We start from the raw sequence: 24126 nt of genomic DNA, 5'->3' as shown, positions 1-24126 counted from the left end.
TCAGTCCCAGTAGGACGGCGGCTGGTCGACTCGACCGCCCCTGTGGGCTGTGGGGATGTAGTTGTCAGCACCGCCGGGGAGGGAGGCGACGCACTCCAACGAGCAGGCATTGACCAGCAGCGGCAGCACGTCTGTGGCCACGCGCAGGGAGATCCACACCTGTTGGAGTCCGCCTTGTGGAATCGGGCCGTCGCAGACGCTGCAGCCTTGAAGGGCTGTGGGACCCCAGCGCCCGGGATCCAGACGTTCCGGATCGAGGCCCGTGAGGGAGTCCGGAGACGACGTCAGCTTCGGGAAGGGCGGCCGGAGCTTGAAGTTGCCGAAGAGGGCTCGCGTGCTCACCGTACTGCGGGCCAGACGTCGGCAGCGGGTGATCTCGTAGGGGAACCAGTGCAGCCGGTAGGAGGTGTACGGGGTGAACTCCTCCAGGCTGCTCATAGCCCCGATCTCGGGCGGAACCCGGACCAGGTTGCTGCCGTAGAGCACGAGGTGCTTGACCGCCGTCAGTTTGGCGATGCTCGGCGGCAGGGTAATGACCTGCCGGCGCTCCTCCGGGCTCAACTCGATCAGCGGTTTGAACTCCTCGCGCCCGTCGGCGGCAGCCTCCTCGACCAGCTCCAGAAGACGCCGCCAGCCCGGTGCGGTGGGGTCCTGCCGCTCCGCGTGAAACCCGACGCGGGCTCGCGGATGGGGCCTGGACTGGTCAAAGCAGGAGCAGAAATCCCGGAAGACCACGCGCCCTCCCGACACCGGATCCGAAACATCGGCCCATCGGTTCGCAACGACCGGCGGCTCTCCCCTGTCCGTCATGGCGCCACGGTACCGAGATCGTCGCAGTCCGTCGCAGCGAATACGCGATGAGGTAGCGGACAGCGACAACCTCCTGGCATGTGCAGTCGTACCGCTCACTACGCTGGCAGGCGTGAACACGCCGTCGCCCCCACGACTGACCCTGGAAGCCGCCCGTGCCCTGCAAGGGATGCTTCGAACCGAGATCGGTCCGGGCCTCACCGCGCGAGAGCTCGACGCGGTCGAGACACGGTTCGGCTTCACCTTCGCGGCGGATCACCGGGTCTTCCTTGCCGCCGGGCTCCCGCAGGGCTCCTCAGGGTGGCCCGACTGGCGCGACGGCGACCCCGAGGACCTAGCCGGGCGCCTGGCGTGGCCGGTGAACGGGGTGCTCTTCGACGTGGAGCGCAACGGGTTCTGGCATCCCGCCTGGCCGTCGAGGCCAGCGGAGAAATCCGAGGCACTGCGCGTCGCCAGGACCGAACTGGAGAGCGTGCCGCAGCTGGTCCCGGTCTACGGGCACCGCTACCTGCCCGGCACAGCGGGCGAGCACGGTCACCCCGTCCTGTCCGTCTACCAGACCGACATCATCCTGTACGGGAACGACCTCACCGACTACATCCACCACGAATTCGCCGGCCGGTCGAGCGGCCTCCTCGCCCACGCGACCGTCGACTTCTGGTCGTACTTCGTGGAGGGCGGACCGGGTATCGACGTCACCGCGCCCACGCCGTTCGCGCCGTACGCCATGACCGCGCAGGAGGCCGTCGACTGCATCCGGATGCTGGCCCTGGAACGCCTGATCGGCCGCCGACACCACCCCGGCCAGCTCATCGGAGCCGGCCTCACGGCCTTGGTCCTCGACATCGAGACGGAGTCCCTCCCCCTCCTCGCCGGCCTGTCACGCTCCGAGCATGAGCAGGCCGACGCCCTTTTCGACCAGGTGCTGGGCGAACTCGGCCTGCTCCAGGAACTCCCGGCCGACACCACCGACCTCCCCTGGGAAGCGGCCCGCTGGGAACTCGTGCGCTGGTGGCTCCATCTGATCGTGAACGGCAGCCTGGACCCCGGTGCCGGCGGTGACCTGATCACGTACGAAGGATGGGGCGCACTGGCCCGCCCGCAGCAGCTCAAGCCACTGGTCGAGAAAACCGACGCCTACAACGACTGGGCGGCGATCCGACAAGGAGACCGAGAACACCTGGCGGAACAGATCGTCGAGGAGGCGGGCCGTCTGCTGGACGGGCCCTGGCCACCGCTGGACTGATCTCACCGGCGGCAGACGAGGATCCCTCCAAGGCAGGTGATCTCGTACGCGCCGTAGCGGACGATGTGGTCGGCAACGAGTGTGCGGGCGCGGTCGATGGTCGCGTCGAAGGGCACGTCGTGCTGATCCGCCCAGGCGCGGTACGAAGCCATGTGGGCGATGACAGGCTCCGGGTCGTGGACCGCGATGGTCCCCGGCAGTTCGACGACCTCCACCCGGCTGAACGCCTCACCGAGGAAAGCCGGAGCCTTCTCCAGGGAGAAGCGGGCGCTGAGCGAGATCCTGGCCGGCCCGCGGTCGATGCCGAGGATGTCACCGGCGGCCCGCTGCCAGAGGTCGTCGAGTTCGGCCTTGTCGCGCTCGCCGTTGGTGGAGGCGACCACCAGCCCGTCACGTGCCACGACCCGGGCCAGTTCCCTGACCGCCTGGGGAATGTCGGGCACGTGGTAGAGCATGTGGAGCGCAAGGGCGGCGTCGACGCTGCCCGACGCGAGCGGAAGCCTCGTGGCATCCGCCACGGCGACCGGGCCGGGGACGCCGGTAAGGATGCCGGGAGCGATGTCGAGGCCGAGCAGGGACAGGTCCGGACGGTCCAGGCGGATCCGCTGGATGAACTTGCCGTTGCCGCAGCCGATATCGACGACGCGTCCGCGTACATCACCCAGCCGCTCGGCCACGAGGCCGGGGAGGTCGTACCGAGGCGTCTGCCACTGGTAGAGCGACTGCCGGGCGGCCAGGTCCCGGTCTCCGTTGTAGGCGCTGCCCGCCAAGCGGGCCCGATCGGTGACGGCGGCGTCGTGGGCGGCAGGCAGGTCGGTCACGTTGGCAACTCCGGAGGGTGGGCGGCGGGCAAGGACGCACGGACGACCGTGTGCTGGAGTCGGTCACGCAGGTGCACCGCCTGCGCGGCTCCACCGTACTGCGGCCCTTCCAGCTCCCGCCCGAGAACGGTGAGCCGGCGCACGATGCTGGCCGACATGCGCTCCGGCGCGGACTGGAGAACGAAGCCAAGCATCTTCTCAGTGCCGTCCAGGTCACCCAGGAGCATGTGTCCGCGGGCGAGATCGAGGTGCGCGGCGAACAGGTCGCCGACCGACTGGTCGTCTCCGTCCGCGCTGCGATAGAGGCGGATCGCCGTCTCCGCGCTGACGATGGCCCGGTGGACGTGTTCCTGCCCGCCCACGGCCAGGAGGGTCGTTCCGGCGTAAGCGAACTGCTTGGCCGCAGGAAAGTCGAAGACTCCCAGCAACTCGTCCCCACCCGAGAGCGCCTCGCGCGATCGTTCGGCATCCGACAGGACAGCGAGCGCTCCTGTCGAGTCGCCGACTATCGCCAACGCCCGCGCCTCCAGACTCGCCAGCCGTGCGCCGATGCTGCCGTTCGCCCTGTGCCGCCGACCGGCCTGCGCCAGCCGGGCCGCCTGCGCGTACCGGCCGGTCCAGTACGCGATCAACGACTCCACGGCCCGTACCCAGGCCAGCATCCCCTCGTGCCCCGCCGCCTCGGCACAGGCCCGTGCGGTGCGGGCGTGGGTGGCGGCGGAGTCGTAGGCGCCGAGGTCAAGGCAGACGTGCGCGGACAGGCCGCAGAGGCGAGCGGCGGAGAGATAGAGGTCAGTGGTCTGCCGAGGGTGCTGGCGCCCGCGCAGCAGCTCGAACACCCCGTCCCGTAACCGCCTGATCTCGACGTACTGCTCCATCAACGGGTGGCTGACGTACGTACGGGCGAGCCGGCCGACGTCTGCCTCCAGCTGCTCCACGACGAACTCGTCGGCGTTCCGCTGCGCGATGAAGCGGGCGAAGTCCGCCGACCGCACCGCGTCCTCGGAGAGTGGGTCTCCACGGACGTGGGTGTCTTCGGGCGGCATCACCGGCGGCACAATCTCGACCTTGGCGGCATCGGACCCGTCCCGCTGCCCCTTGCTGACGGCAACAGCTTGGTCGAGCACGGCGACGTCGACACTGAAGACCTGCGCCAGGTACTTCCGGGTGTAGGGAACAGGGACTCGGGCTTCACGCTCGTACCGCCCGATCTCCTTGCCGGTCTTCGCGGAGCGCCCCTCCAGGGCGTTGTACTCGTCGGCAACCCTCTGCTGGCTCCAGCCGCGCTCGGTACGCAGCCGGACGAGCAAGGCGCCGATCCCGGTGTCGCCCATGCCGTCCCCCAGGAACACGTGACCTCTGGCCCCCATAGTGGCCCCCGCCTTGGCCCCCGTGCTGGCTCCCGACCCAAATGAGTTAAGTCGCTTTGCTGTTGGCCATGGCAAGCAGACTCACCAACCAGGCGACCGGCGCCGCCCCGGACCTCCTTCCGAGCACGGGCCGGCACCGCACCATGCTCTTTCCCCGTCGCCGGACTACGCCGCGTACCGCTCGCGACTTCGTCGCCGCCACCCTGACCGAATGGGGTGAGACGAGCCGCCTCGACGACATGCGGCTGTGCACCTCGGAGCTCGTCACCAACGCCGTGCTTCACGGGGTGCCCGTGGGCCGGCTGGTCCTCGTACGCGTCGAGTCCCTCGATGAGGAGCTGCGGATCGAGGTCCACGACAGCGGCGAGAACAGGCCGACGAAGCGCGTTCCCAAGGAGTCCGCCGTCGACGGCCGCGGTCTGCTGATCGTCGCCGCGACCGCCGACAGCTGGGGCGTAAAGGAGCGGACGGGCCCTGGAAAGTGTGTCTGGGCCGCATTCGACCGTGCCAAGAACGGGGCCGCGCCCCTGCCGCCCCACACCACCGGCTCCCAGGGAGGCACCTCGTGACCACCCATCCCGTCTCGCCGAACACCGTTCTCGCCAACGCCCTCCACCACGCCGAGGACGTCCTGACCCCGCGCATCCTGGCTGCCCCGCCCGAGCGGATCGTGCTGGTCGTCGGCACCCAGATCAACGGCGCCCCGCACATCGGCACCTCGCTCGTGCAGTCCCTGGCCTTCGCCATGGCCGCCCGCCTGCGCGACCGCTTTGGTCTCCCCACCGAGGTGCTCTTCAGCGCCCTCGACAACGCCCCGTACGAGCTGGCCACCGACCCGGCCAGCGGCAAGCGCTACCAGCGCGCCTACGCCCAGGCCCTCGGCGAGCAGGCCGTGCTCGACCTCGTCACCGCCCTCTACCAGCCCCTCTTCACCGCCCTGTCCAGGCGCCTGGGCATCCCGCACCGCATCGAGACGTACACCCAGCAGCAGGCCGGCGAGCACTACCGCCGCACCTGGCTCCGCCTGCTCCCCCGCGTTGACGCCGCCCGCTGGTGGCTCGCCCCCTCCACCGGCACTCCTCACCTCCGCGTCCCCTGCCCTCACCCCGACTGTGGCTGGGCGGAGAAGCACGCCGAACGCACCCGGGTCCGCCTCACCGGGCCCGAGTCGGCGGTGGTCTCCGCCGTCTGCCTCCACCACGGCCCGCACGAGGCCGCGATCACGCCTACCGCCGGCGCGTACCTGGACCTGGCCACCCTGTACCGCAACCTGGTCAAGGAACTCGCCCTGACCAGCCCCATCGGCACCCTGCACGTCATGGTCAAGGGCGGCGACTGGGTCTTCGGCTCCCACCTCGTCGACGAGGCCCTCCAGGCCGTGGGCCTCACCCGAGCCCAGCTCCCGGCCCGCCTGTTCTGCCCCCAGGTCGTCACCGACACCGGCGCCAAGCTGTCGAAATCCCTCATACGAGAAGGCCGTGCCCCCTTGCCCGAGGGCGCGGCCCCTTGGATGCTCGACACCCGGCAGTGGCCCGGCACCGTGCCCGAGTACGCCGACCAGCTGCTCGCCATGGCAGAGACCCTGCTCTCCGACCCCCGCCACTTCTTCCGCTCGTACTCGGCCGCCGAGATCGGCCGGCTGATCACCGCACCGTCCCCCAGGAGCGTTCCCTCCCGATGACCGACCGCACCGCCCGCGCCCGCGAGCTCAACCTCTACCGCCAGTACTTCGAGCTCGTCGCCGCGGGCACCAAGACCATCGAGGTGCGGGTCAAGTACCCGCACCTCGCCGACCTCGCCGCCGGCGACACCATCCGCTTCCGCATCAAGGGCACCGACGAGACCTGCGACGTCGAAGTCCTCCGGGTCACCGAGTACCCCGACTTCGAGGCCCTCCTCGACGGCGAGGGCCCGTCCCACGTCAACCCGACCGCCACCCGCGACCAGCAGCTCGCCAACATCCGCACGATCTACGGCCCCGAGAAGGAAGCCCTCGGCGCACTCGCCATCGAGATGAAGCGCATGGCCTGACCGATTCCCGCTCTTACAAGATCGGACACTCGGAGCCATCCTCGACCGGAACGGCAAAACCCATGGAAGCCGCCCCGGCGGCACCACGCAGGAGGGGCTGCGGTGACCAGTTCAGTTCCCTGGACGGATCGTCTGTCCACCGGTACAGAAGCGACTCAGGACGACGTGGTGCGCTGGTATCAGAGCACGCGCGAGGGCAAGGCGTACGTGCCCACGATGATCTGGGGCACGCTCCAGACCGAGGCGTACGCCACCGTGATCCTCGGCCAGGTCGTCGACTTCCTCGGCATTCCGAACGACGTGCCGGCGGGCGTCGCCAAGCGCATGAAGCGACAGGAAGTTCTGTACGACGGCGAGCACCACTACGACGTCCTCCTCGGGGAGCAGGCTCTCTACACGAACATCGGTGGACCCGAGGTCATGCGAGAACAGATCGAGCGCCTCCTGCGAGAGCTCGGCCTGGCTTCCCTCACCCTCGGGATCCTTCCCTCCACCGCGCGAGTGGACCTGTTCCCCGTCCACGCGTTCAACATCTACGGCGATGGCGACCGGGCCCACGTCGAACTCGTCTCCTCCTCCGTGGACATCACGGAGCAGAGCGAACTCGACCTCTACAACAAAGCCTTCGCCGCGCTGAGCAGCGCGGCAGCGTACGGCGACGCCGCTGAGGAGCTCCTGGAGAAGGCCCACTTCTTCTGGACCAACACCCCGCTCCGGCAGTAGGCCGCCCACGAATGGGCCCGGCGAACCCGAGAACCGCGAACCGCGAACCCCGCAAGCGCTCCCAGGTTTGGCGGGTCGACGCCGCTTCAAGCGCCCTTCACCAATATCTCACGGGAGGCCAGGAGGTCTCCCTCCACGACTGTCACTAGGACTTGTCCGGTCGATCACGCGGCCGCTGGCGCTACTCCGCACACCCGCAGTACGGCCAGGGAGCCCCAAGCTGGTCGTTTGAGCAGGCGTGAAGCAGGAGCGGCCCCTCCGACTCGTCCCTGCCGATTTCGTCACCGCCCCTTAGGGCGAACTGGCGGTCGAACTGGCGGATTCCGGTGCTGTCGAGCACCGGCAGGGCATTGATGTCGAGCTGCTCGGGAGGGTCCGGCCACAGCCGGATGGCCAGGCCGGCCCGCTCAAAGGGGTGGGCGACCGTCGCGTACGGGTGGTGGAGGAGCCCCAGCAGCACGCGTCGGCTGGAGTGCAGCAGGTTGGGGCCGTCACCCATCGCTGTTCCACGGCCGGCGGGCCGGGCGCCGTAATGAATCGTCGGAAGGCCGATCGGCTGGTGCCCGTCTAGGGAGTGCTGCCCGTCGCTGTCATCGCCCACGGCCAGCCACAGCGAGAGATCTGGGGGAATCAGCTCCGACCCGCACAGCAGTGGAAGGAGCGGAAGGCCACTGCCGGGCACCGCCGGATACGACCGCTCCCGCTCCTTCCGAGCCTGTTCCCTCTCCCTGGCCTTCTCCAAGCGGGGGAACGTGTGCTTGGTCAGCGGATGGTTCGCGAGCAGCAGGGTCTTCACCCACCAGGCGGCGAAGGCGGCCACCTGCTCCTGCACGAGCACCGCCTGCGAGCGCCACACGGCCTCGACGGCTGACCTCCCCGAAGTCTCGAAGAGCTCGTTGAGCTTGCCGTTGCAGTTCGGGGAATCCTTCCAACTCCCGCAGACCTCGTACAGCTTGATGGGCTGCAACTCCGGCATGCCTAGCAGTTCCCCGCCGTCCTGCTCGCGGCGGCGTATGTATTCGTCGCCGAGCTGTGCGTAGAACGGGCCGCAGTCGGCTTCCCTCCACATTTGAAGCCACCAGCTCGGGTAGACGTGCTCGCCCGCGCCCTTCTTGGCGACGGGGCTCCCGCAGAACACACAGGTCTTGGCCTTCATAGCCAACAGCGTAAGCAGCCAGGGCAGTTCCTCCTAGGACCTGTCCGCGCGATCTCCGTGATGCGGTCGACCGCCTGGATACCTCAATCCGGGACGGCGATCAGAGCCCGGAGTCAGGCCGCGGCGTTGTCAGTCCCCATCTCTATCGTTCGCCCGTTCACGATCTTCAGGGAGGGTGGCTCAGTGCGGGCCCCTCCGCGAGTACCTGCGGCGCCGTTGAGTCAGCCACGCACCCAATTTCGACGAGCAGCGGCACAAGAAGCGCAACACTGTCGAGCAGACCATCAACCGCCTGAAACAGCTCCGGGCAGTGGCCACCCACTACGACAAGCGCCTCTTCGTTACCCCGGCACCGCGACCGTCGCAGCTATCGTCATCTGGCTTCGAACATGATCGGCCGGACAGGTCCTGGAAGCGTCAGCTGCTGCGCGACCAGTCGCCAGGACGGCCCTGCACCCATTGGCCACGCCTCCTGGTGGGGTGGCGATCCGTTCTCAGCGCATGTATGAGGGGAGGACAGCAGAACCCCTCGTCGAGGACGCCGGTGCGAGCTTGGGAAAACTGACCCCGTACCCACCCGACGCAAAGCCAGTGGCAAGCAGACGCTGCCAGTCAGCCGCTGACATTCTTCCTCTGCAGACGCTTCACGATTCGCTCCTCGGCACGATCAATTTCGACTTGCGCATCCTCAAAGGCGTGCGAACAAGCCGACCTCATCTCCTCAATCGCCCGGACGCAAAGAAGTGCCTCAATATCCGGACCTTCCGGCGCTCCGCTAACTGCAAGGGAGAACGTAACCTGAATCAATGAGTTGAGCGCCATGATCGCCGGATCGATAAGCCCTACATTAACCTTGCCGACGTCCCGCAGGACAATCCCTCGGTATTCTATGAAGTTCTGGCCGAGCCCCCTGGCACCACAATGCACCTCACTGCTTGCCCACTGATAATAGGGGCGCACGTGACTCAGGGAGGTCTTCTCCTCCAGCTTGCGAAGGTTATCGTCCGGTGAAAATCTCTTGGCCCATCCGTAATCGCGCTTGAAGCTCTGCCCATACTTCGCGAGTACTTCAGCGTATCGCCCTTCGAGTTCGTCAACGTACGCCTGCTCAAGCGGCTCCTCTCCAAGATTCGCGTGATCCCTTTGGAACTGGAGAGCGTCACGCCTCAATCCAACGATTTCGTGATCAAGAAATCGTTCGGCGAGGTCATGATGGTCAGGGTCGGCAGCTGCGTCTGCAATCACGCAAGCGATGACAGCCGTCTCATGAAGCGTGCGGCATCGCGCCATGGCGCCCCGTGGATGCCCATGCGAGAGAAGGGTAAGAACCTCACCTGCTACGCGGCAGGCAGTGACATGAAGACCTGTAAGGGCTTCCAGCGTGTGCTCCTGAGCAGGCGCCAGGTTCTCCCTCTTCTTGCGCGCTTCCTTCTCACCCAATTCGGCACACACCGAATGAAGGACCCAGTAAAGATCGAGGGCTTTACCCCACTTCTTCTGGAGTCTCCGATCGAACCGCCGATCTATGCGCTTATTCGCTCGGAGAGTTCGCTTGTCCTTCATCATCGCAGCAGCCAATTGAGGCGCCAATTCGTCAATCACATCGGGGACCGCAGTGGAGATAAGGTCACTGACGCGCTCAGGGTCCAAACCTTTTCGGATCTGGTCCAGCACAGCATCTTCGATTGCACCCGTGAGGAAATCGCTGTTGACGTGACGCTTACGCTTGAACTTTCCGAGCATGATGGTCCTTCTGATGTGAGTTCTGCCGTACCTTAGCTCGGGACGGACGAGACTGCACTCATTTTCCGATCCTGATCGAATGGGCAGGAGCGAGGCTGCTGGCCGGCGGCTTCAAGCCACTGAAGCCGTGTCCCCCATTGCCCGAGAGCATCGCCCCTTAGATGCTCGACACCCGCACTGATCCGGCACCGTCACCCAGTACACCCGACTAGCTGCTCGCCATGGCCGAGACCCTGCTCCCCGACTTCCGCCACTTCTTCCGCTTGAACTCGGCCGCCGAGACCCCAGGAGCGTTCCCTCCCGATGCCTGACCGCACCGCCAGCGTCCGCGAGCTCAACCTCTACCGACCAGTACTTCGAGCTCGTCGCCGCTGACACCAAGACGATCGAGGTGCGGGTCAAGCATCCGCGCCTCGCCGACCTCGCCACGGGCGATAGCATCCGCTTCCGCACCAAAGGCACCGACGACACCTGCGACGTGAGCGTCCTCTGCGTTACCGAGTACCCCGACGTCGAAGCCCTCCTCGACGGCGAGGGCCCGGCAAACGTCAACCCCACCGCTGGCCGCGACCAGCAACTGGCTGACATCCGCACTATCTACGGCCCCGAAGAGGAAGCCCTCGGCGCCCTCGCCATCCGGATTGAGCGCGACCTGTCAGGATCCAAGCGCGCGTTAACTAAGAAGGTTGGTTCACCCTCAATCTCATTCTCGTAAGCCCGACACGATCCTCACCCACGCCCCACTGCCCATTCACTTCCTCAACCAAACACAGGAGTAAGGCTTGAGCAACCGAGTTAGGCGACAGCACACCGTCTCCAAGTTCTACTTGAATGGCTTCGCAGATGACGCTGGTAGAATTCGCCGAGTTTCACTCCCTGGCGACCCCGCACCCGTTCTTTCAACTGGCGATGCGAGCGTCATTAAGGACTTCTATACGGTAACGCTTCCCGATGGCTCTTTGTCAGATTTCTTCGAGAGGGCCTTCAGTAGGATCGAAGGGTCTGCCGCCGAGGCGCTGAAACTTATCCTCTCAGGGACTTGGCCGATCCAGGGTGAACACCGGAAATCTTTCGCCGCATGGATTGCCCTGCAGCACCTAAGGGCCGAGCAGATACGGCAGAATCAGAAGAATCACAACGCTGAAATGATTCGACTCCTCGTCGGAGTCTCGGGGAAAGAGGCGCTGCGCTCGCGTATTCAGGAGGCCGAGGGGCGAGTTGTCGGCGACGAGGAGCTTGACATCGAGTGGCGCGACCTGACTAAGCCGGGTGGTCCCGACATGGCCGCCGACGCCAACGACCACATCCGATTGCTGATGAATCTCCTACCCAGCACCGCCGCCTACCTCAACGACTGCCAGTGGACGCTGTTCAAATTCAACCGACGCTCCATCATTACATCCGACCACCCCGTTTCACTCGCCGTCGCACCTGATTATCCCGAATGGCAAGGAGTTGGCATTTTCACAGCCGACCTATTCTTGGTTCCACTCAGCCGCCGCCACGCCCTCACAATCCAACCAAAAAACCTCCGGGAGGGCATGGAGATCCCCGACTTCACTGTTTCGGGATCGACGAAGATCGCGCGGAGTATCAACCAAGAAACAGCTATGGGGGCTCGGAAGTACATATACCAGCATCCCGAGGAGTCACCGCTTCAAGGAATCCATCTCCCTCAGCCCGTGATGCGCGACCGGCCTGCGATGTCTAACGCCGACGGACTTATTCGCGAAGAGGGGCTCTTTACTGGTATCCCGGAAGCAAGTCTGCGAGCCATGTCAGAGGCATCTCCTCCGGGAGATCGGGAAAATGGAATGACGATCGACGACCTGCCTTGGCCGATCCCTGGGCGCCGCCGACCAGGAGCTGACGGGTGAGACCAGCGGCCGCCCAGAGGGCCTGACCGGGGGTGAGTGCACGCCGACGAGATCCAGAAGCGGTTCAAGTACCCCGACTTCACCGACCGAAAGTGGGGGCAGGAGTTTCGCAGCTTTGTACGGACGGGCTTGGACGCACGCCGAGGGGCCGGTGTCGTTGTTCAACCACGCGGTGACGACGGCTGAGAAAGAACAGGGTTCTGCTGCCGGGTGTCTCGGTGCTGGCCCGGCAGGTGTCGGAGGCCATGACGGCGGCCGAGCGGCGCCTGTACCACGTGGTGGCCAGGGCGATCCCGGTCTCGCGCCGGCACTGGCCGTACGGTAGCTGGCGCCGGAGGCAGGCGGGTCTCGGAGCTGGAGGGCTGCGGACGCCTCCGGTGAAGTCGACGGGGACCGCGATGGAGCGGATGGAGGAGATCTCCGCGTTCGCGCTGAGCAAGGCGCAGACGAGCGAGCGGGCGCCGAAGCCGCGGCGGACCGTGCTGTTGACAGCGGTGGTGCGGCAGCTAGAGGCGCAGGCGGTCGATGACGTCCGGGGTCTGTTCGCGGCGCTGACGCGGACGACGGTGCACGCGGTCGCACGGAAACCCGTATGCGGTAACCACGCGGAGCTCTACCGTTTGCCAGGTGACCGATGACCAGTGGACGCCTCTGTCCGACCGCGATGCTCCTGCTGCCCGTACCCTGCGAGACGGCGTCCCTGCCAGCCTCGAACTCCCGCTCAGGGAGTGGGTCTGCACCACCGCCGAAAGGTATAACGGTGCCGCCGAGCGGGCCGCCGTCCGGATCGACGTGGTTCTGTACACCGAGGAGAGCGGGCATGAGGACCTCGGCACCAGCGAGCGCATCGCCTACTGGACTCCCACCGAGAAGCTGCTGGACGTTACTGACGCACTGCTCGACCTGGTGCCCACCGGCGGATGGCAGAACACTCCGCTGACCGCCGGCCTCCCGACGTGGCAGGCTGCCCTCATCACGGCGAACTCCCTGCCCGACATGCAGTACCGCGTCCCGCTGCAGCGGCTCCTCGACGACGCCGGCTCTCTCTACACGATCCGGGCCGACGGGCGGGCCCTGGTGCGGCGCGTCAACTCGGTGGTAGCGGCGGTCACTGGCGAGGCCGCCAAGGCAGCGGACCAGCCCGAGCGCGGTTCGGCCACTCGTCACCTGCGGCAGGCCCTCGACGCCGCGTACGCGCTGCAGCCCGATCCGGTGAAGGCGTACAGCGAGGCAATCAAGGCGGTCGAGTCGGCTGCGCACGCCACCCTGCAGCCGAAGCACGCCAAGGCGACGCTGGGCACGATGCTCGGGGAACTCCGCCAGGTGCAGGCCAAGCTCAGCGTGCCGATCATCGGGACGTCCGGGACAGAGGGCCTGGCGGTAGTCGAGAGCATGATGGACCTGCTGTGGACGGGACAGACTAGCCGTCACGGCAATCTGCAAGAGACCCGGGACGAGACCGTGCAGGAGGCGGTCATGGCGGTGCACCTCGCCTCGACCCTGGTCCAGCTGTTCGCGTCGGGAGCCATACGGCGCTCCTGACCGTGGCGGTCTTGGCCGCCGAAGGAAGACAGCTGCATCGAACAACGTACTGAACCTCCGCCAGCCGGTACACGAGCACCACGAGGTACCTCAACGACTCACACCCGGTGGCTCCCACGCTCGCGCGCGGTCCCGCACCAGTCCGCACACAGTCCGCAGGACACCCGATCAAGACCGTCGCACCCCATCGCCACCCATCACCAAAAGACCAGGTCAGCGACCTGCGGCCATCATCACCGCAGGTCACCGACCCAGCCCATTACTAGGAGACCAAGAAGGCCTGACCTTCCGACTCCCTTCCGGAGGGGTACGACCGCACGGCGGTCGTACCCCTCCGGGCGTTCCTGCGCCTCCGGGCGTTCCTACGCCTCCGTCGGCAGCGTGTAGCGCCGCTTCTCCTTCGCGGTGGCGCCCAGGCGGTCGTAGAAGCGGATCGCGTCCTCGTTCCAGGCGGGGGTCTGCCACTGGAGTTCCGGGAGGCCGAGGGCTCGGGCCTCCGTGCGGAGGGCCTCCAGCAGGAGGGGGCCGAGGCCGTGGCCGCGGGAGGGCTCCGCGAGGTAGAGGCAGTCCATGTGGAGGTACTCCGTGCCGTCCCAGGTGGAGAGCTCCGGGGCGCAGGTGGCGTAGCCCGCGAGGGTGCCGTCGGGGAGGACGGCGACGAAGCAGCGGAGGCGGGGCGGCTCGGGGCCGAAGAGGAGGCCGGCCAGGCGGTCCGCCAGGCCCGCGGCCGGGGGCGCGGCCTTCTCGTACGCGGCGTGCTCGGCGATGAGTTCGACGACGCGCGGGAGGTCCTCCGGGCGTGCGCGGCGCGCCTCTGCCTGGCCGGGATCTTCGCTCATACGGTCATCATGCACGGTCCCACCGACAGCGTGGCCGTCTCGCCCTGGCGGCGGAGCCACTCGCGGTACGGGGCCGCCCGCAGGGCCACCTCCCGGTAGGCCGCGGCGAGTTCGCCGTACAGCAGGTCGAGGGGCGCGCCCGGTCGCACGTACAGCAGGAGCCGGACGCCCAGCGGGTCGCCGCGCAGGGGCCGGATGGCCATGTCCTCGCGCGGGCCCGAGGTGGGCTGGCAGGGGGCCACGGCCTCGCCGAGGGCGATGAGCGAGGCGGCCGTGTGGTAGTCGCCGTGCAGCAGGGGCGGGTCGATGCCGGCGGCGTCGAGGACCCGGCGGAGGCCGTCCCATTCGCCGTCGACGGTCGGGTCGACCATCCAGTGGTCGGCGGCGAGGTCGGCGAGGTCCACGACGGGGCGGGCGGCGGCCGGATGGTCGTGGGCCATGGAGATGAACTGCGGTTCGCGGGCGACCAGGATCCGGCCCGTCAGGCCTTCGGGGACCCGTAACGGACAGCCCTCCACCTCGTGCACGAAGGCCACGTCGAGCTGCCCGGCGGCGACCGTGCGCAGCAGCGCGTTGGCGGAGACGTCCACCCGGAGGCCGACGTCCGTGCCCGGGAGCCGCTGCCGGAGCCTGCGCAGCCAGCCCGGGAGCGCCCGGCTGGCGGTGGAGCCGACGCGGAGTCCGGGTCCGTCGGCGCGGGCGGCCGCGGCCCGGGTCTCGGTGACGAGCGCGGCCATGTCGGCGACCAGGGGCCGGGCGCGGCTCAGGAGGGAGCGGCCGAGTGGGGTGGGGCGGCAGCCGGTGCGGCCGCGGGAGAAGAGTTCGGCGCCGAGGGAGTTCTCGATCCGGCGCAGCTGGGTGGTCAACGAGGGCTGGCTCACGCCCAGTTGCCGGGCCGCCTTGTGCAGGCTGCCCGTGTCCGCGATGGCGCAGAGCGCGCGCAGGTGTCTCACCTCCAGCTCCATGCCCCGAGGGTAGGGCGGGCGAGGGAGTCGCACCAGACGACCGGGACCCGTCAACTGCCTTTCATTTCAAGGCAGTTGGGTGGGTTCGATCTCGTGATGCGTTGGGGTTATCGGTGGTTGGCATCATCCCCGCGCGGGCCCGCTCCCCCGAGACTCTCCCCGACACCAACAGGAGGAGCCCCCCATGCGTCACCCCAAGGTCCTCACCTCCGTGCTGACCGCCGCCCTCGGTCTCGGTCTCGCCGCTTCCCTCGGTACGGCCCCGGCGGCAGCGGTCGGCACGGGCACCCTCACACAGAAGTACGCCGGTTCGGCCGAGGAGGCCAAGGCCAACCAGGCCTTCTTCGACGCCGTCGTGAAGTCGGTGGCGAAGAAGCGGGCCGCCGCCCCCGGCGCGACCACCGTCACCGTCGTCTACAGCACCGCCAACGCGCCGAGCTTCCGCACCCAGATCTCCCGCTCCGCCCAGATATGGAACAGCTCGGTGGTGAACGTCCGGCTCGTCGAGGGCAGCAACCCCGACTTCGCGTACTACGAGGGCAACGACTCCCGTGGCTCGTACGCCAGCACCGACGGTCACGGCAGCGGCTACATCTTCCTCGACTACCGGCAGAACCAGCAGTACAACTCGACCCGGGTCACGGCCCACGAGACCGGGCACGTCCTCGGGCTCCCGGACCACTACAGCGGCCCGTGCAGCGAGTTGATGTCGGGCGGCGGACCCGGCACGTCCTGCCAGAACGCCCAGCCGAACGCGCAGGAGCGGTCCCGCGTCGACCAGTTGTGGCGGTACGGTCTCGCCTCCGCGTTCAAGGGCTGAGACCCCGCGGTGGCGCCCCCTCCCCGGGGCGCCACCCGTGCGTTCAGGCCGCTTGGAGGAGCCTGCGGCCGAAGTCCGCGCCGGGCGGCAGCTGCCTCCGTACCCGCTCCAGGGCCCCCTCGAAGTCGCCCCCCGCGACACACGCCTCGAAGGCGGCGCCGCCGTAGTGCAGCGTCAGGCTGAGGTCGGGGCGCTCACCCAGCGTCAGCAGGCAGGCCAGCGTGGCCTGCTGGGCTTCGCCGTCCACGACGACGGGGAGCGGCAGGTCCCACTCCAGGACGCAGCCCGTGAGGGCCGCCCCGCTCCCCTCGGCGGCGACGAGCGCGGCGAAGCTCTCGCCCGCGTACTCGACGCCCCTGATCCGGGTGGCGACGTGCCGCCCGTCGGCCGTGATGACGATCGCTTCCGCGCCGCTGCGGTCCCGGTACCAGCCGGTCCAGACTTCTGTCGACTCCGATGACATGCGCGGACTGTAGCGGTCTGACCGGCTCCGCCGCGCGTCCGGTCACCCCGGGGCCGGACTTCTCCCGATCTCGCCGTTCTTGCCGGTCACGTGCGTGGTAGCGGCTTCCGCACCCTCGTAGAGCGGGCAGTCGGGGTTGCGGCAGGGCTGCACCTCCCACTCCGGCACCCAGGCCCCGAGGACCTTGTGCCGGGTGGCCACCGTGCCGAGCGGCCGGCCGCAGGCCGGACAGTGCCGCTCGGCGAGGGGGTCGCGCGTCGTGCGAGGCGTCTCCTCACTCATGCGTCCAGGGTAGATCGCCCCGCGCGACGCCGCCCGCCGCCGCTACCGCTTCCTGGTGTACGTCCGGACGAGCACGCCGTTGTCGAAGGTGCGCACTTCGCCGAGCTCGAAGTCGCGGGGCTCGAAGCCGGCGCCGAACATCGGCATGCCGGAGCCGTAGACCTGCGGATAGGTCTTGATGACCAGCTCGTCGATCTCCTCGATGAGCTCGCCCGCGAGGGTGGAGCCGCCGCAGAGCCAGATGTCCAGGGGGCTGTCCTCGGCCTTGAGCTCGCGGACGCGGCCGACGAGGTCGTCGGCGATCAGCTCGACGTTCGCGTGCGGCGACTCGGCGAGCGAGCGGGTGGCGACGAACTCGCGCAGATGGCCGTACGGGCTGGTGACGCCGATGTCCAGGGCGAGCCGGTACGAGCCGAGCCCCTGGATGACGGTGTCGAAGTGCCGGCCCTCGCCGTCGACGCCGAGCATCTCGCGGCCCTGCGTCGGGATGGTCTCCGGGTACTCGGTACCCATCCACGCCATGTACGGCCCTTCGGCGTACTTGAACATGGAGGTGGCATCGCCTTCGGGGTCGCCGATGAAGCCGTCGATCGTGCAGGCGATGTAGTAGGTGAGCTTGCGCAAACCGGTCCTCTTCGTCCTCGGGAAGCGGCTGCGATCGCAACCACGACAGTTATAGTGCTTCATCTGTAGTGGTTACGCAAGGCCTCTTTCCACGACCCGTTTCGAAGACCCCTTCCGAAGAACCGTTTCCGTACTCAAGGAGCCCGATGTGGCGAGAAACCCCGAACGCCGTACGGCCCTGCTCGACGCCGCGATCGAGGTCCTGGCCGACGAAGGCGCCCGCGGGCTGACCTTCCGGGCGGTCGACGCCCGGGCGGCGGTCCCCACGGGCACCTCGTCCAACTACTTCACCGACCGCGACCAGCTGCTCTCCCAGGTCGCCGACCGGATCTTCGTACGCCTCACCCCGGAGCCCGGCGCCATCGACACCGCTCTCCTGCCACCGCCCAGCCGCGCCCTCGTCGTCGAGCTGATGCGCTGGCTCGCCCGGCGCATGACCGCCGAGCGCACCTGCTACCTGGGCCTCTTCGAGCTGCGCCTGGAGGCCGCGCGCCGCCCCGAGCTCCAGAACCGGTTCACCGAGGTACTCAAGGCCGACCTCGACCTGAACATCCGGCTCCACCTCGACGCCGGCATGCCGGGCGACGCGGACACCGTCCGGGTGCTCTACGTCGCCCTCACCGGACTGCTCCTCGACCACTTCACCGTCCCCGGCCTCCTCGGCGACCGGGACCTGGACGACATGATCGAGACCGTGGTCACCCGGATCGTCCCGGAGATGTGATCAGCGCGTGCGCCGCGTGACGAACTCCGCGAGGGCGAGCAGGTCCTCCGCCGCCGACAGGTCCGGCACCGCCTGGGCCAGGTGCTCGACGGCTCGGCCCATGCGCTCGGCCGCCTGGGCCTGCGCCCAGTCACGGCCGCCGGCCCGCTCGACGGCGTCCGCCGCCGCCCGTACCGCCGCCGCGTCGAGGGTCGGACGGGAGTACAGCTCGGCCAGCTCCTCCCCGGCGGCGGTTCCGGAGGTGAGCGCCGCCACCACGGGCAGCGACTTCTTGTGGGCGACGAGGTCGGCACCGGCCGGCTTGCCCGTGCGGTCCGGGTCGCCCCAGATGCCGATGAGGTCGTCGATCAGCTGGAAGGCGAGGCCGGCCTCCCGGCCGAAGGCGTCCATCGCCGCGACCTCCTCCTCACCCGCGCCCGCGTAGAGCGCGCCGAGGGCGCAGGAGCAGCCGAGCAGCGCGCCGGTCTTGGCGGTGGCCATGGCCAGGCACTCGTCGAGGGAGACCTCGCGCGGGTCGCGCCGCTCGAAGGCGCAGTCGGCCTGCTGTCCGGCGCACAGCTCGATGACGCAGGCGGCGAGGCGCGCCGCGGCCGCCGCCGAGGCGGGGTGGGGGTCCTCGGCGAGCAGCCGCAGGGCGAGCGCGCTCATCGCGTCGCCGGCCATGAGGGCGTCGGGGATCCCGAAGACGGTCCAGGCGGTGGGCCGGTGCCGCCGGGTCGGGTCCTCGTCGACGATGTCGTCGTGGAGCAGGGTGAAGTTGTGCGCGAGCTCCACGGCCGCCGCGGCCTTCACGGCGCGGGTCTCGTCGGCGCCGAGCGCGCGGGCCGCCGCGAGGACCAGGGCGGGCCGGATCGCCTTGCCCGACTGCCCCGCGTCCGGGGTGCCGTCGGCGCGCTCCCATCCGAAGTGGTACATCGCCACGCGCCTCATGGAGTCCGGCAGGGACTCGACGGTCGAGCGCAGTTGGGGATTGACGGCGGTACGCGTCCGGTCCAGGAGCGTCACGGCCCCCTGGCCGTCGGCGACGGCATCCGTGCTGGTCATGGTCACGGTGATTTCCTTCGTATCCTTCGCCGACGCGAGCCGGCACGAGCCGTGGCGGGCGGGGAGCGCCCGGGGGCGGGCCGGTTCGGTGCCCGCCCCCGGGTGTCGCCGGCTCAGCGCCAGCGGCTGACCTCGACGTTCTCCAGGACGCCCAGGGCGTCCGGGACGAGCACCGCCGCCGAGTAGTAGGCCGTGACGAGGTAGGAGATGATCGCCTGCTCGTCGATGCCCATGAAGCGGACGGAGAGGCTGGGCTCGATCTCGTCGGGGAGGCCGGTCTGGTGCAGACCGATCACGCCCTGGTCGGCCTCGCCCGTACGCATGCAGATGATCGAGGTGGTCCGGGCGTCCGAGACCGGGATCTTGTTGCACGGGTAGATCGGCACACCGCGCCAGGTCGGGATGCGGTTGCCCGCGATCTCGATCGTCTCGGGCACCAGGCCGCGCTTGTTGAGCTCGCGGCCGAAGGCGGCGATGGCGCGCGGGTGGGCGAGGAACATCTTGGAGCCCCGGCGGCGCGAGAGCAGCTCGTCCATGTCGTCCGGGCTGGGGGCGCCGTCGTGCGGCTGGAGCCGCTGCCCATAGTCGCAGTTGGAGAGGAGGCCGAACTCCTTGTTGTTGATGAGCTCGTGCTCCTGGCGCTCGCGGAGCGCCTCGACCGTGAGCCGCAACTGCTGCTCGGTCTGGTTCATCGGCTGGTTGTAGAGGTCGGCCACGCGGCTGTGGACCTTCAGCACGGTCTGGGCGACGCTCAGCTCGTACTCGCGGGGCGAGGCCTCGTAGTCGACGAAGGTGTGCGGGACGACCGCCTCGCCGACGTGGCCGGCGGAGAGGTCGATCGCGGCCTCGCCGTACGCGTTGGTGTGCTGCTCGGGCATCGACGCCACGCCCGCGAGGTGGGCGGCGAGCGAACCGGCCCGCTCCGCGAGGTTCCGCACGTCGCTGCGGGTGAGCTCAAGGACCGTGCAGGCGGTGGCGGCCCGGGCGGTCCAGTCCCAGGTGGCGTCCTCGTCGAGCAGGGCGGACTCGCCGAGGTAGGCGCCGTCGGCGAGGACGCCGAGCACGGCCTCGTCGCCGTAGGGCCCCTCGCCGATCTGCTCGATGCGGCCGTGCGCGAGGAGGTGCACCCGGTCGGCGGGGGCGCCCGCGACGGCGATGATCTCGCCCGCCGCGTACTCCCGCTGGGTGCAGCGGGACGCGAGCTCGGTCAGCGCGCTCTCGTCCTCGAAGCCGCGCAGGGCGGGGAGTTCGCCGAGCTCGGCGGGGATCACCGCGACGCGCTCTCCGGTCTGCACGAAGGTGACGCGGCCGTCACCCACGGAGTAGCTGAGCCTCCGGTTCACCCGGTACGTACCGCCCTGCACCTGGACCCACGGCAGCGTCCGCAGCAGCCACCGGGAGGTGATCTCCTGCATCTGCGGGGCCGACTTGGTGGTCGTGGCGAGGTTCCGCGCGGCGGCGGTGCCGAGACTCTGCTGCGGGGCCTGCTGCTCCGCGCGGACCTCGTCGCCAACCGAACCAACGGACATGGAACTCCCTCTCGTATGCCTGAGTCTTCGAGAGAAGCCTTTCAGCACGGAGCGTGTCCGCGCCATTACACTTTCGGGTGGGACTGTTCGACGATCTTCGGGGCATGTCACGCGATTTCCATCCGAACAGCGCACCCCCGCATGTCTCCTGACGATCTGACCGGATCTGACCGGATCGGCTCGCACACGACTCGAACGGATGGCAGCGGAGTGGCGGACTCCGGTACTCCGGAAGTTCACCCCGTCCTCCGGAAGGAGTCGGTCATGGCCTCACCCATGTCCGCGGAAAGGTTCCTCCGCGCGCTGCGCGACGAGGGCCTCACGGTCGTCCAGGTCGGCGACTGGTCCACCCACAACCGCAACCACAAGGGCCCCTGGGGCCCGGTGAACGGCGTGATGATCCACCACACCGTGACCCGCGGCACCGCCCACACGGTCCAGATCTGCCGGGACGGCTACGAGGCCCTCCCGGGGCCGCTCTGCCACGGCGTGATCGCCAAGGACGGCACGGTCCACCTCGTCGGCTACGGGCGCGCCAACCACGCGGGCCTCGGCGACGACGAGGTCCTCCGCGCGGTCATCGCCGAGCGGCGGCTGCCGCCGGACGACGAGGCCACCACGGACGGCAACCGGCACTTCTACGGCTTCGAGTGCGAGAACCTCGGCGACGGCGAGGACCCGTGGCCGAAGGTCCAGCTGGAGGCCATCGCGAAGGCGGCGGCCGCGGTCTGCCGGGCGCACGGCTGGACGCACCGCTCGGTCATCGGGCACCTGGAGTGGCAGCCGGGCAAGGTGGACCCGCGCGGGTTCACGATGGCGTCGATGCGGGAGCGGATCGCGGACCTGCTGCGCTGATCCGCGAGAACGCGGACCTGCCGCGCTGGCCCGCGAGAAAGCCGACCCGCCGCGCCGCGCCGACCCGCGAGGACGCCGACCCGCTGCGCCGAGTCCCGGGGGCGTTTCGCGAGCGGCGAGAATGGCCTGGTGAACGCGCTCGACCTCTCCCGTCTGCGGCCCCGGCTCCCCTCGCCCCTGGAGCCGGTGGAGGACGAGCGCTTCACCCGGCGCGGCCTCACGCTGCTGCTGAAGCGCGAGGACCTGATCCACCCGGACCTGCCCGGCAACAAGTGGCGCAAGCTCGCGCTCAACCTGCGCGAGGCGGCCGGCCGGCCCGTGCTCACCTTCGGCGGCGCGTACTCGAACCACCTGCGGGCGACGGCCGCCGCCGGCCGGCTGCTCGGCTTCCCGACCGTCGGAGTGGTCCGCGGCGACGAGCTGGCCGGGCGGCCGCTGAACCCGTCCCTCGCGCGGTGCGCGGCGGACGGGATGCGTCTCGAATTCGTGGACCGGGCCACGTACCGCGCGAAGAACGACCCGGCCACGCTCGCCGCGCTCCTGGAGCGGGCCCCCGCGCGCGCGTACGTGGTCCCGGAGGGCGGCAGCAACACGCTCGCCGTCCACGGGTGCGTGGAGCTGGGCCGCGAGCTGGCCGGCCTCGCCGACGTGGCCGCCGTCGCCTGCGGCACGGGCGGCACCCTGGCGGGGCTCGCGGCCGGCTTCGACGGCCGGACGCTCGGCGTCCCCGTACTCAAGGGCGGCTTCCTCGGCGGGGAGGTCCGGGCGCTCCAGGAGGCGGCCTTCGGCGGACCGCGCGGGGACTGGTCCCTGGACGAGCGCTTCCACGGCGGGGGCTACGCGCGCGTGTCCCCCGCGTTGGAGGCGTTCGCGCAGGACTTCGAGGCGCGGCATGGACTCGCCATCGAGCGGCTGTATGTCGCCAAAATGCTGTACGGCCTGACGGCCCTCGCGGAGGAGGGCGCCTTCCCTGCCGGCACCCGGCTCGCGGCGGTGATCACGGGAGCACCGGAGGCCGCCTAGGGCCTGTCGGACCTGTCAGGACCTGGTCCGTCAGTCCGTCTCCCGGTAGGCCGCCGCCTCCTCCAGGTCGAGGCGGCGGAGCAGGCTGCGCATCATCTCGTCGTCGATGCGGCGGGCGTCGCGCAGCTGTACGAAGACCTCGCGCTCGGCGTCGATCAGCTCGCGAGAGAGGCGCCGGTAGGTGTCGTCCGCGGTCTCGCCGGTGACCTCGTTGACCGCGCCGAGGCGTTCCCACACGGAGTTGCGGCGGCGCTCCAGGACCGTGCGCAGCCGGTCGGCGAGGGGTTTCGGCAGGGCGTTGCGCTCGTCGGCGAGGAGCGCGTCGAGGCGTTCCTCGGCGGCGCGCGAGGCCTCGCTCTGGGCCTGCGCCTCGGCCAGGGTCTCCTTGTACCGGTCGCGTCCGGGGAGCTTCAGGAGCCGGATCAGGGGCGGCAGGGTGAGGCCCTGCACGACGAGGGTGCCGATCACGGTGGTGAAGGTGAGGAAGAGGACGAGGTTCCGGGCCGGGAACGCCTCGCCGTCGGTGACGACGGGGATGGAGAAGGCGATGGCAAGGGAGACCACGCCGCGCATGCCGGCCCAGCCGACGACGAGCGGCGCCCGCCAGTCCACCTCGGGCTCCCGCTCCCGGATGCGCGCGGACATCCAGCGGGGCAGGAAGGTCGCCGGGTAGACCCAGACGAACCGGACGACGACCACGGCGACGAAGACCCCGATCGCGTACCAGACCGCCTCCCCCACGCCGTACGGCCCGAGCCCCTGCACGACGAAGGGCAGCTGGAGGCCGATCAGGGCGAAGACGGCGGACTCCAGGATGAACGCGACCATCTTCCAGACGGCCTCCTCCTGGAGCCGGGTCGCGAAGTCGACCTTCCAGGCCTTGTGGCCGAGGAAGAGGCCGACGACGACGACCGCGAGCACGCCGGAGGCGCCGACCTCCTCGGCCGCGGCGTACGCGATGAACGGGATCAGCAGGGAAAGGGTGTTCTGGAGCAGGGCCTCACGCAGGTGCGTGCGGAGCCAGTGGATCGGCACCATCAGGACCAGGCCGACGCCGATGCCGCCGACCGCGGCGAGCAGGAACTCCCCGAAGCCGCCGGCCCAGCTGATGCCCGCCCCCACGGCGGCCGCGAGGGCGACCTTGTACGCGGTGATCGCGGTGGCGTCGTTCACGAGGGACTCGCCCTGGAGGATCGTCGTGATCCGGTTCGGCAGGCCGAGCCTGCGGGCGATGGCGGTGGCGGCGACCGCGTCCGGCGGGGCGATCACGGCGCCGAGCACGAGGGCGGCGGTGAGCGGCAGGTCGGGCACGAGGACGTACGCGAGCCAGCCCACGGCCACGGTGGCGAAGAGGACGTACCCGACGGAGAGCAGCGCGACGGGCCGGATGTTGGCCCGCAGGTCGAGGTACGAGGAGTCGACGGCGGCCGTGTAGAGGAGCGGGGGCAGGATCAGCGGCAGCACGATGTGCGGGTCGAGGGTGTAGTCGGGGACCCCCGGCAGGTACGAGGCGACGAGACCGACGGCGACCAGGAGCAGCGGAGCGGGCACCGGGGACCGGCGGGCGAACCCGGCCACGGCGGCGCTCGCCGCCACCAGCGCCACCAGCTGTAGTGCGTCCATGCCTGACCCCGTCCCG

At 69.2% G+C, this 24126-nt stretch carries 25 protein-coding genes and 2 pseudogenes; 14 read left to right on the top strand and 13 right to left on the bottom strand.

Annotation, left to right across the window (positions count from 1 at the left end; all coding sequences use genetic code 11):
• Positions 1–810, bottom strand: coding sequence for a leucine-rich repeat domain-containing protein (locus tag ACZ7HT_RS22335; RefSeq protein WP_329872585.1), 810 nt, complete (start codon positions 808–810; stop codon positions 1–3).
• 169 nt (positions 811–979) lie between these two features.
• On the opposite strand from ACZ7HT_RS22335, the gene ACZ7HT_RS22330 reads away from it, so the two are divergent.
• On the top strand, positions 980–2056 hold the full coding sequence (locus tag ACZ7HT_RS22330; RefSeq protein WP_150503062.1) for a hypothetical protein: 1077 nt from the start codon (positions 980–982) through the stop codon (positions 2054–2056).
• Between the two features lie 2 nt (positions 2057–2058).
• On the opposite strand, the gene ACZ7HT_RS22325 is transcribed toward ACZ7HT_RS22330, so the two are convergent.
• Together ACZ7HT_RS22325 and ACZ7HT_RS22320 are read right to left on the bottom strand one after the other, a co-directional pair.
• Positions 2059–2877: a class I SAM-dependent methyltransferase gene (locus ACZ7HT_RS22325; RefSeq protein ID WP_471168485.1), complete on the bottom strand. Its 819-nt coding sequence runs from the start codon at positions 2875–2877 to the stop codon at positions 2059–2061.
• Positions 2874–4211 carry a helix-turn-helix domain-containing protein gene (locus ACZ7HT_RS22320; protein WP_443051646.1) on the bottom strand — a complete coding sequence of 446 codons (1338 nt, stop codon included), beginning with the start codon at positions 4209–4211 and terminating at the stop codon, positions 2874–2876. The genes ACZ7HT_RS22325 and ACZ7HT_RS22320 overlap by 4 nt, the downstream gene beginning before the upstream one ends.
• Before the next feature lie 104 nt (positions 4212–4315).
• Between ACZ7HT_RS22320 and ACZ7HT_RS22315 the strand changes: the two genes are divergently transcribed.
• From ACZ7HT_RS22315 to ACZ7HT_RS22300, 4 genes are all read left to right on the top strand, one after another.
• Complete coding sequence (locus ACZ7HT_RS22315) at positions 4316–4816, top strand: ATP-binding protein (protein ID WP_471168482.1); 501 nt, start codon at positions 4316–4318, stop codon at positions 4814–4816.
• Positions 4813–5928 (top strand): hypothetical protein, encoded by a 1116-nt coding sequence (locus tag ACZ7HT_RS22310; RefSeq protein WP_471168479.1) that lies wholly within the window; start codon positions 4813–4815, stop codon positions 5926–5928. Before ACZ7HT_RS22315 ends, ACZ7HT_RS22310 begins: the two co-directional genes overlap by 4 nt.
• Positions 5925–6278 carry an ASCH domain-containing protein gene (locus tag ACZ7HT_RS22305; protein ID WP_471168476.1) on the top strand — a complete coding sequence of 118 codons (354 nt, stop codon included), beginning with the start codon at positions 5925–5927 and terminating at the stop codon, positions 6276–6278. The genes ACZ7HT_RS22310 and ACZ7HT_RS22305 overlap by 4 nt, the downstream gene beginning before the upstream one ends.
• Positions 6279–6446: 168 nt before the next feature.
• A complete protein-coding gene (locus ACZ7HT_RS22300) occupies positions 6447–7001 on the top strand; it encodes a DUF5753 domain-containing protein (RefSeq protein WP_471168473.1) in 555 nt (184 codons plus the stop codon).
• A gap of 181 nt (positions 7002–7182) precedes the next feature.
• Here ACZ7HT_RS22300 and ACZ7HT_RS22295 read toward each other — a convergent pair whose 3' ends face one another.
• The gene (locus tag ACZ7HT_RS22295; protein ID WP_471168471.1) at positions 7183–8157 is read right to left on the bottom strand and encodes a hypothetical protein; all 975 of its coding nucleotides are present in this window, start codon (positions 8155–8157) and stop codon (positions 7183–7185) included.
• 262 nt (positions 8158–8419) lie between these two features.
• Between ACZ7HT_RS22295 and ACZ7HT_RS22290 the strand changes: the two are divergent.
• Positions 8420–8550 (top strand): annotated as a pseudogene (locus ACZ7HT_RS22290) (IS5/IS1182 family transposase); the annotation flags it as partial.
• A 219-nt stretch (positions 8551–8769) separates the two neighbouring features.
• Here ACZ7HT_RS22290 and ACZ7HT_RS22285 read toward each other — a convergent pair.
• Positions 8770–9900 (bottom strand): DUF5677 domain-containing protein, encoded by a 1131-nt coding sequence (locus ACZ7HT_RS22285; protein WP_150503079.1) that lies wholly within the window; start codon positions 9898–9900, stop codon positions 8770–8772.
• 303 nt (positions 9901–10203) lie between these two features.
• Here ACZ7HT_RS22285 and ACZ7HT_RS22280 point away from each other — a divergent pair.
• The 4 genes and pseudogenes from ACZ7HT_RS22280 to ACZ7HT_RS22265 all read left to right on the top strand — a co-directional run bounded on the left by ACZ7HT_RS22280 (position 10204) and on the right by ACZ7HT_RS22265 (position 13319).
• Positions 10204–10615, top strand: a pseudogene (locus tag ACZ7HT_RS22280) (ASCH domain-containing protein).
• Between the two features lie 67 nt (positions 10616–10682).
• Positions 10683–11777 carry a DUF4238 domain-containing protein gene (locus ACZ7HT_RS22275; RefSeq protein ID WP_150503081.1) on the top strand — a complete coding sequence of 365 codons (1095 nt, stop codon included), beginning with the start codon at positions 10683–10685 and terminating at the stop codon, positions 11775–11777.
• Positions 11778–12175: 398 nt separating this feature from the next.
• Entirely contained in the window at positions 12176–12415 is a 240-nt protein-coding gene (locus ACZ7HT_RS22270) for a hypothetical protein (protein WP_471168466.1), read from the top strand.
• Positions 12405–13319 carry a hypothetical protein gene (locus tag ACZ7HT_RS22265; protein WP_150503086.1) on the top strand — a complete coding sequence of 305 codons (915 nt, stop codon included), beginning with the start codon at positions 12405–12407 and terminating at the stop codon, positions 13317–13319. Before ACZ7HT_RS22270 ends, ACZ7HT_RS22265 begins: the two co-directional genes overlap by 11 nt.
• A gap of 362 nt (positions 13320–13681) precedes the next feature.
• On the opposite strand, the gene ACZ7HT_RS22260 is transcribed toward ACZ7HT_RS22265, so the two are convergent.
• A complete protein-coding gene (locus ACZ7HT_RS22260; protein WP_471168463.1) occupies positions 13682–14158 on the bottom strand; it encodes a GNAT family N-acetyltransferase in 477 nt (158 codons plus the stop codon).
• Positions 14155–15123, bottom strand: a complete 969-nt coding sequence (locus ACZ7HT_RS22255; RefSeq protein WP_471168460.1) for a LysR family transcriptional regulator — start codon at positions 15121–15123, stop codon at positions 14155–14157. Before ACZ7HT_RS22255 ends, ACZ7HT_RS22260 begins: the two co-directional genes overlap by 4 nt.
• Before the next feature lie 184 nt (positions 15124–15307).
• Here ACZ7HT_RS22255 and snpA point away from each other — a divergent pair, with 184 nt between their 5' ends.
• Positions 15308–15943, top strand: a complete 636-nt coding sequence (gene snpA / locus ACZ7HT_RS22250; RefSeq protein ID WP_471168457.1) for a snapalysin — start codon at positions 15308–15310, stop codon at positions 15941–15943.
• A gap of 43 nt (positions 15944–15986) precedes the next feature.
• Here the strand turns inward: snpA and ACZ7HT_RS22245 are convergent, their stop codons facing one another.
• Genes ACZ7HT_RS22245 through ACZ7HT_RS22235 form a run of 3 tightly spaced genes read right to left on the bottom strand, consistent with a single transcriptional unit; the run spans position 15987 to position 17312 of the window.
• Positions 15987–16406 (bottom strand): DUF6304 family protein, encoded by a 420-nt coding sequence (locus ACZ7HT_RS22245; protein WP_471168454.1) that lies wholly within the window; start codon positions 16404–16406, stop codon positions 15987–15989.
• A 42-nt stretch (positions 16407–16448) separates the two neighbouring features.
• The gene (locus ACZ7HT_RS22240) at positions 16449–16688 is read right to left on the bottom strand and encodes a hypothetical protein (protein ID WP_471168451.1); all 240 of its coding nucleotides are present in this window, start codon (positions 16686–16688) and stop codon (positions 16449–16451) included.
• A gap of 42 nt (positions 16689–16730) precedes the next feature.
• Positions 16731–17312 (bottom strand): dihydrofolate reductase family protein, encoded by a 582-nt coding sequence (locus tag ACZ7HT_RS22235; RefSeq protein ID WP_471168449.1) that lies wholly within the window; start codon positions 17310–17312, stop codon positions 16731–16733.
• A gap of 148 nt (positions 17313–17460) precedes the next feature.
• On the opposite strand from ACZ7HT_RS22235, the gene ACZ7HT_RS22230 reads away from it, so the two are divergent.
• On the top strand, positions 17461–18036 hold the full coding sequence (locus ACZ7HT_RS22230; RefSeq protein ID WP_471168446.1) for a TetR/AcrR family transcriptional regulator: 576 nt from the start codon (positions 17461–17463) through the stop codon (positions 18034–18036).
• Here the strand turns inward: ACZ7HT_RS22230 and ACZ7HT_RS22225 are convergent, their stop codons facing one another.
• Together ACZ7HT_RS22225 and ACZ7HT_RS22220 are read right to left on the bottom strand one after the other, a co-directional pair.
• Complete coding sequence (locus ACZ7HT_RS22225; protein ID WP_471168443.1) at positions 18037–19080, bottom strand: family 2 encapsulin nanocompartment cargo protein polyprenyl transferase; 1044 nt, start codon at positions 19078–19080, stop codon at positions 18037–18039. It abuts the gene before it with no gap.
• A gap of 113 nt (positions 19081–19193) precedes the next feature.
• Positions 19194–20609 (bottom strand): family 2B encapsulin nanocompartment shell protein, encoded by a 1416-nt coding sequence (locus ACZ7HT_RS22220; RefSeq protein WP_471168440.1) that lies wholly within the window; start codon positions 20607–20609, stop codon positions 19194–19196.
• Between the two features lie 264 nt (positions 20610–20873).
• On the opposite strand from ACZ7HT_RS22220, the gene ACZ7HT_RS22215 reads away from it, so the two are divergent.
• Both ACZ7HT_RS22215 and ACZ7HT_RS22210 read left to right on the top strand, forming a co-directional pair.
• On the top strand, positions 20874–21464 hold the full coding sequence (locus tag ACZ7HT_RS22215) for an N-acetylmuramoyl-L-alanine amidase (RefSeq protein WP_471168436.1): 591 nt from the start codon (positions 20874–20876) through the stop codon (positions 21462–21464).
• 129 nt (positions 21465–21593) lie between these two features.
• Positions 21594–22487: a 1-aminocyclopropane-1-carboxylate deaminase/D-cysteine desulfhydrase gene (locus ACZ7HT_RS22210; protein ID WP_471168433.1), complete on the top strand. Its 894-nt coding sequence runs from the start codon at positions 21594–21596 to the stop codon at positions 22485–22487.
• Between the two features lie 30 nt (positions 22488–22517).
• On the opposite strand, the gene ACZ7HT_RS22205 is transcribed toward ACZ7HT_RS22210, so the two are convergent.
• Positions 22518–24110 carry a Na+/H+ antiporter gene (locus ACZ7HT_RS22205; RefSeq protein WP_471168431.1) on the bottom strand — a complete coding sequence of 531 codons (1593 nt, stop codon included), beginning with the start codon at positions 24108–24110 and terminating at the stop codon, positions 22518–22520.
• Between the last annotated feature and the right edge of the window lie 16 nt (positions 24111–24126).

The sequence above is a fragment of the Streptomyces sp. NPDC037410 genome, from assembly GCF_055602235.1.
Note: the sequence above shows the minus strand (reverse complement) of the source record. Positions and strands in the feature narration are given on the sequence as shown.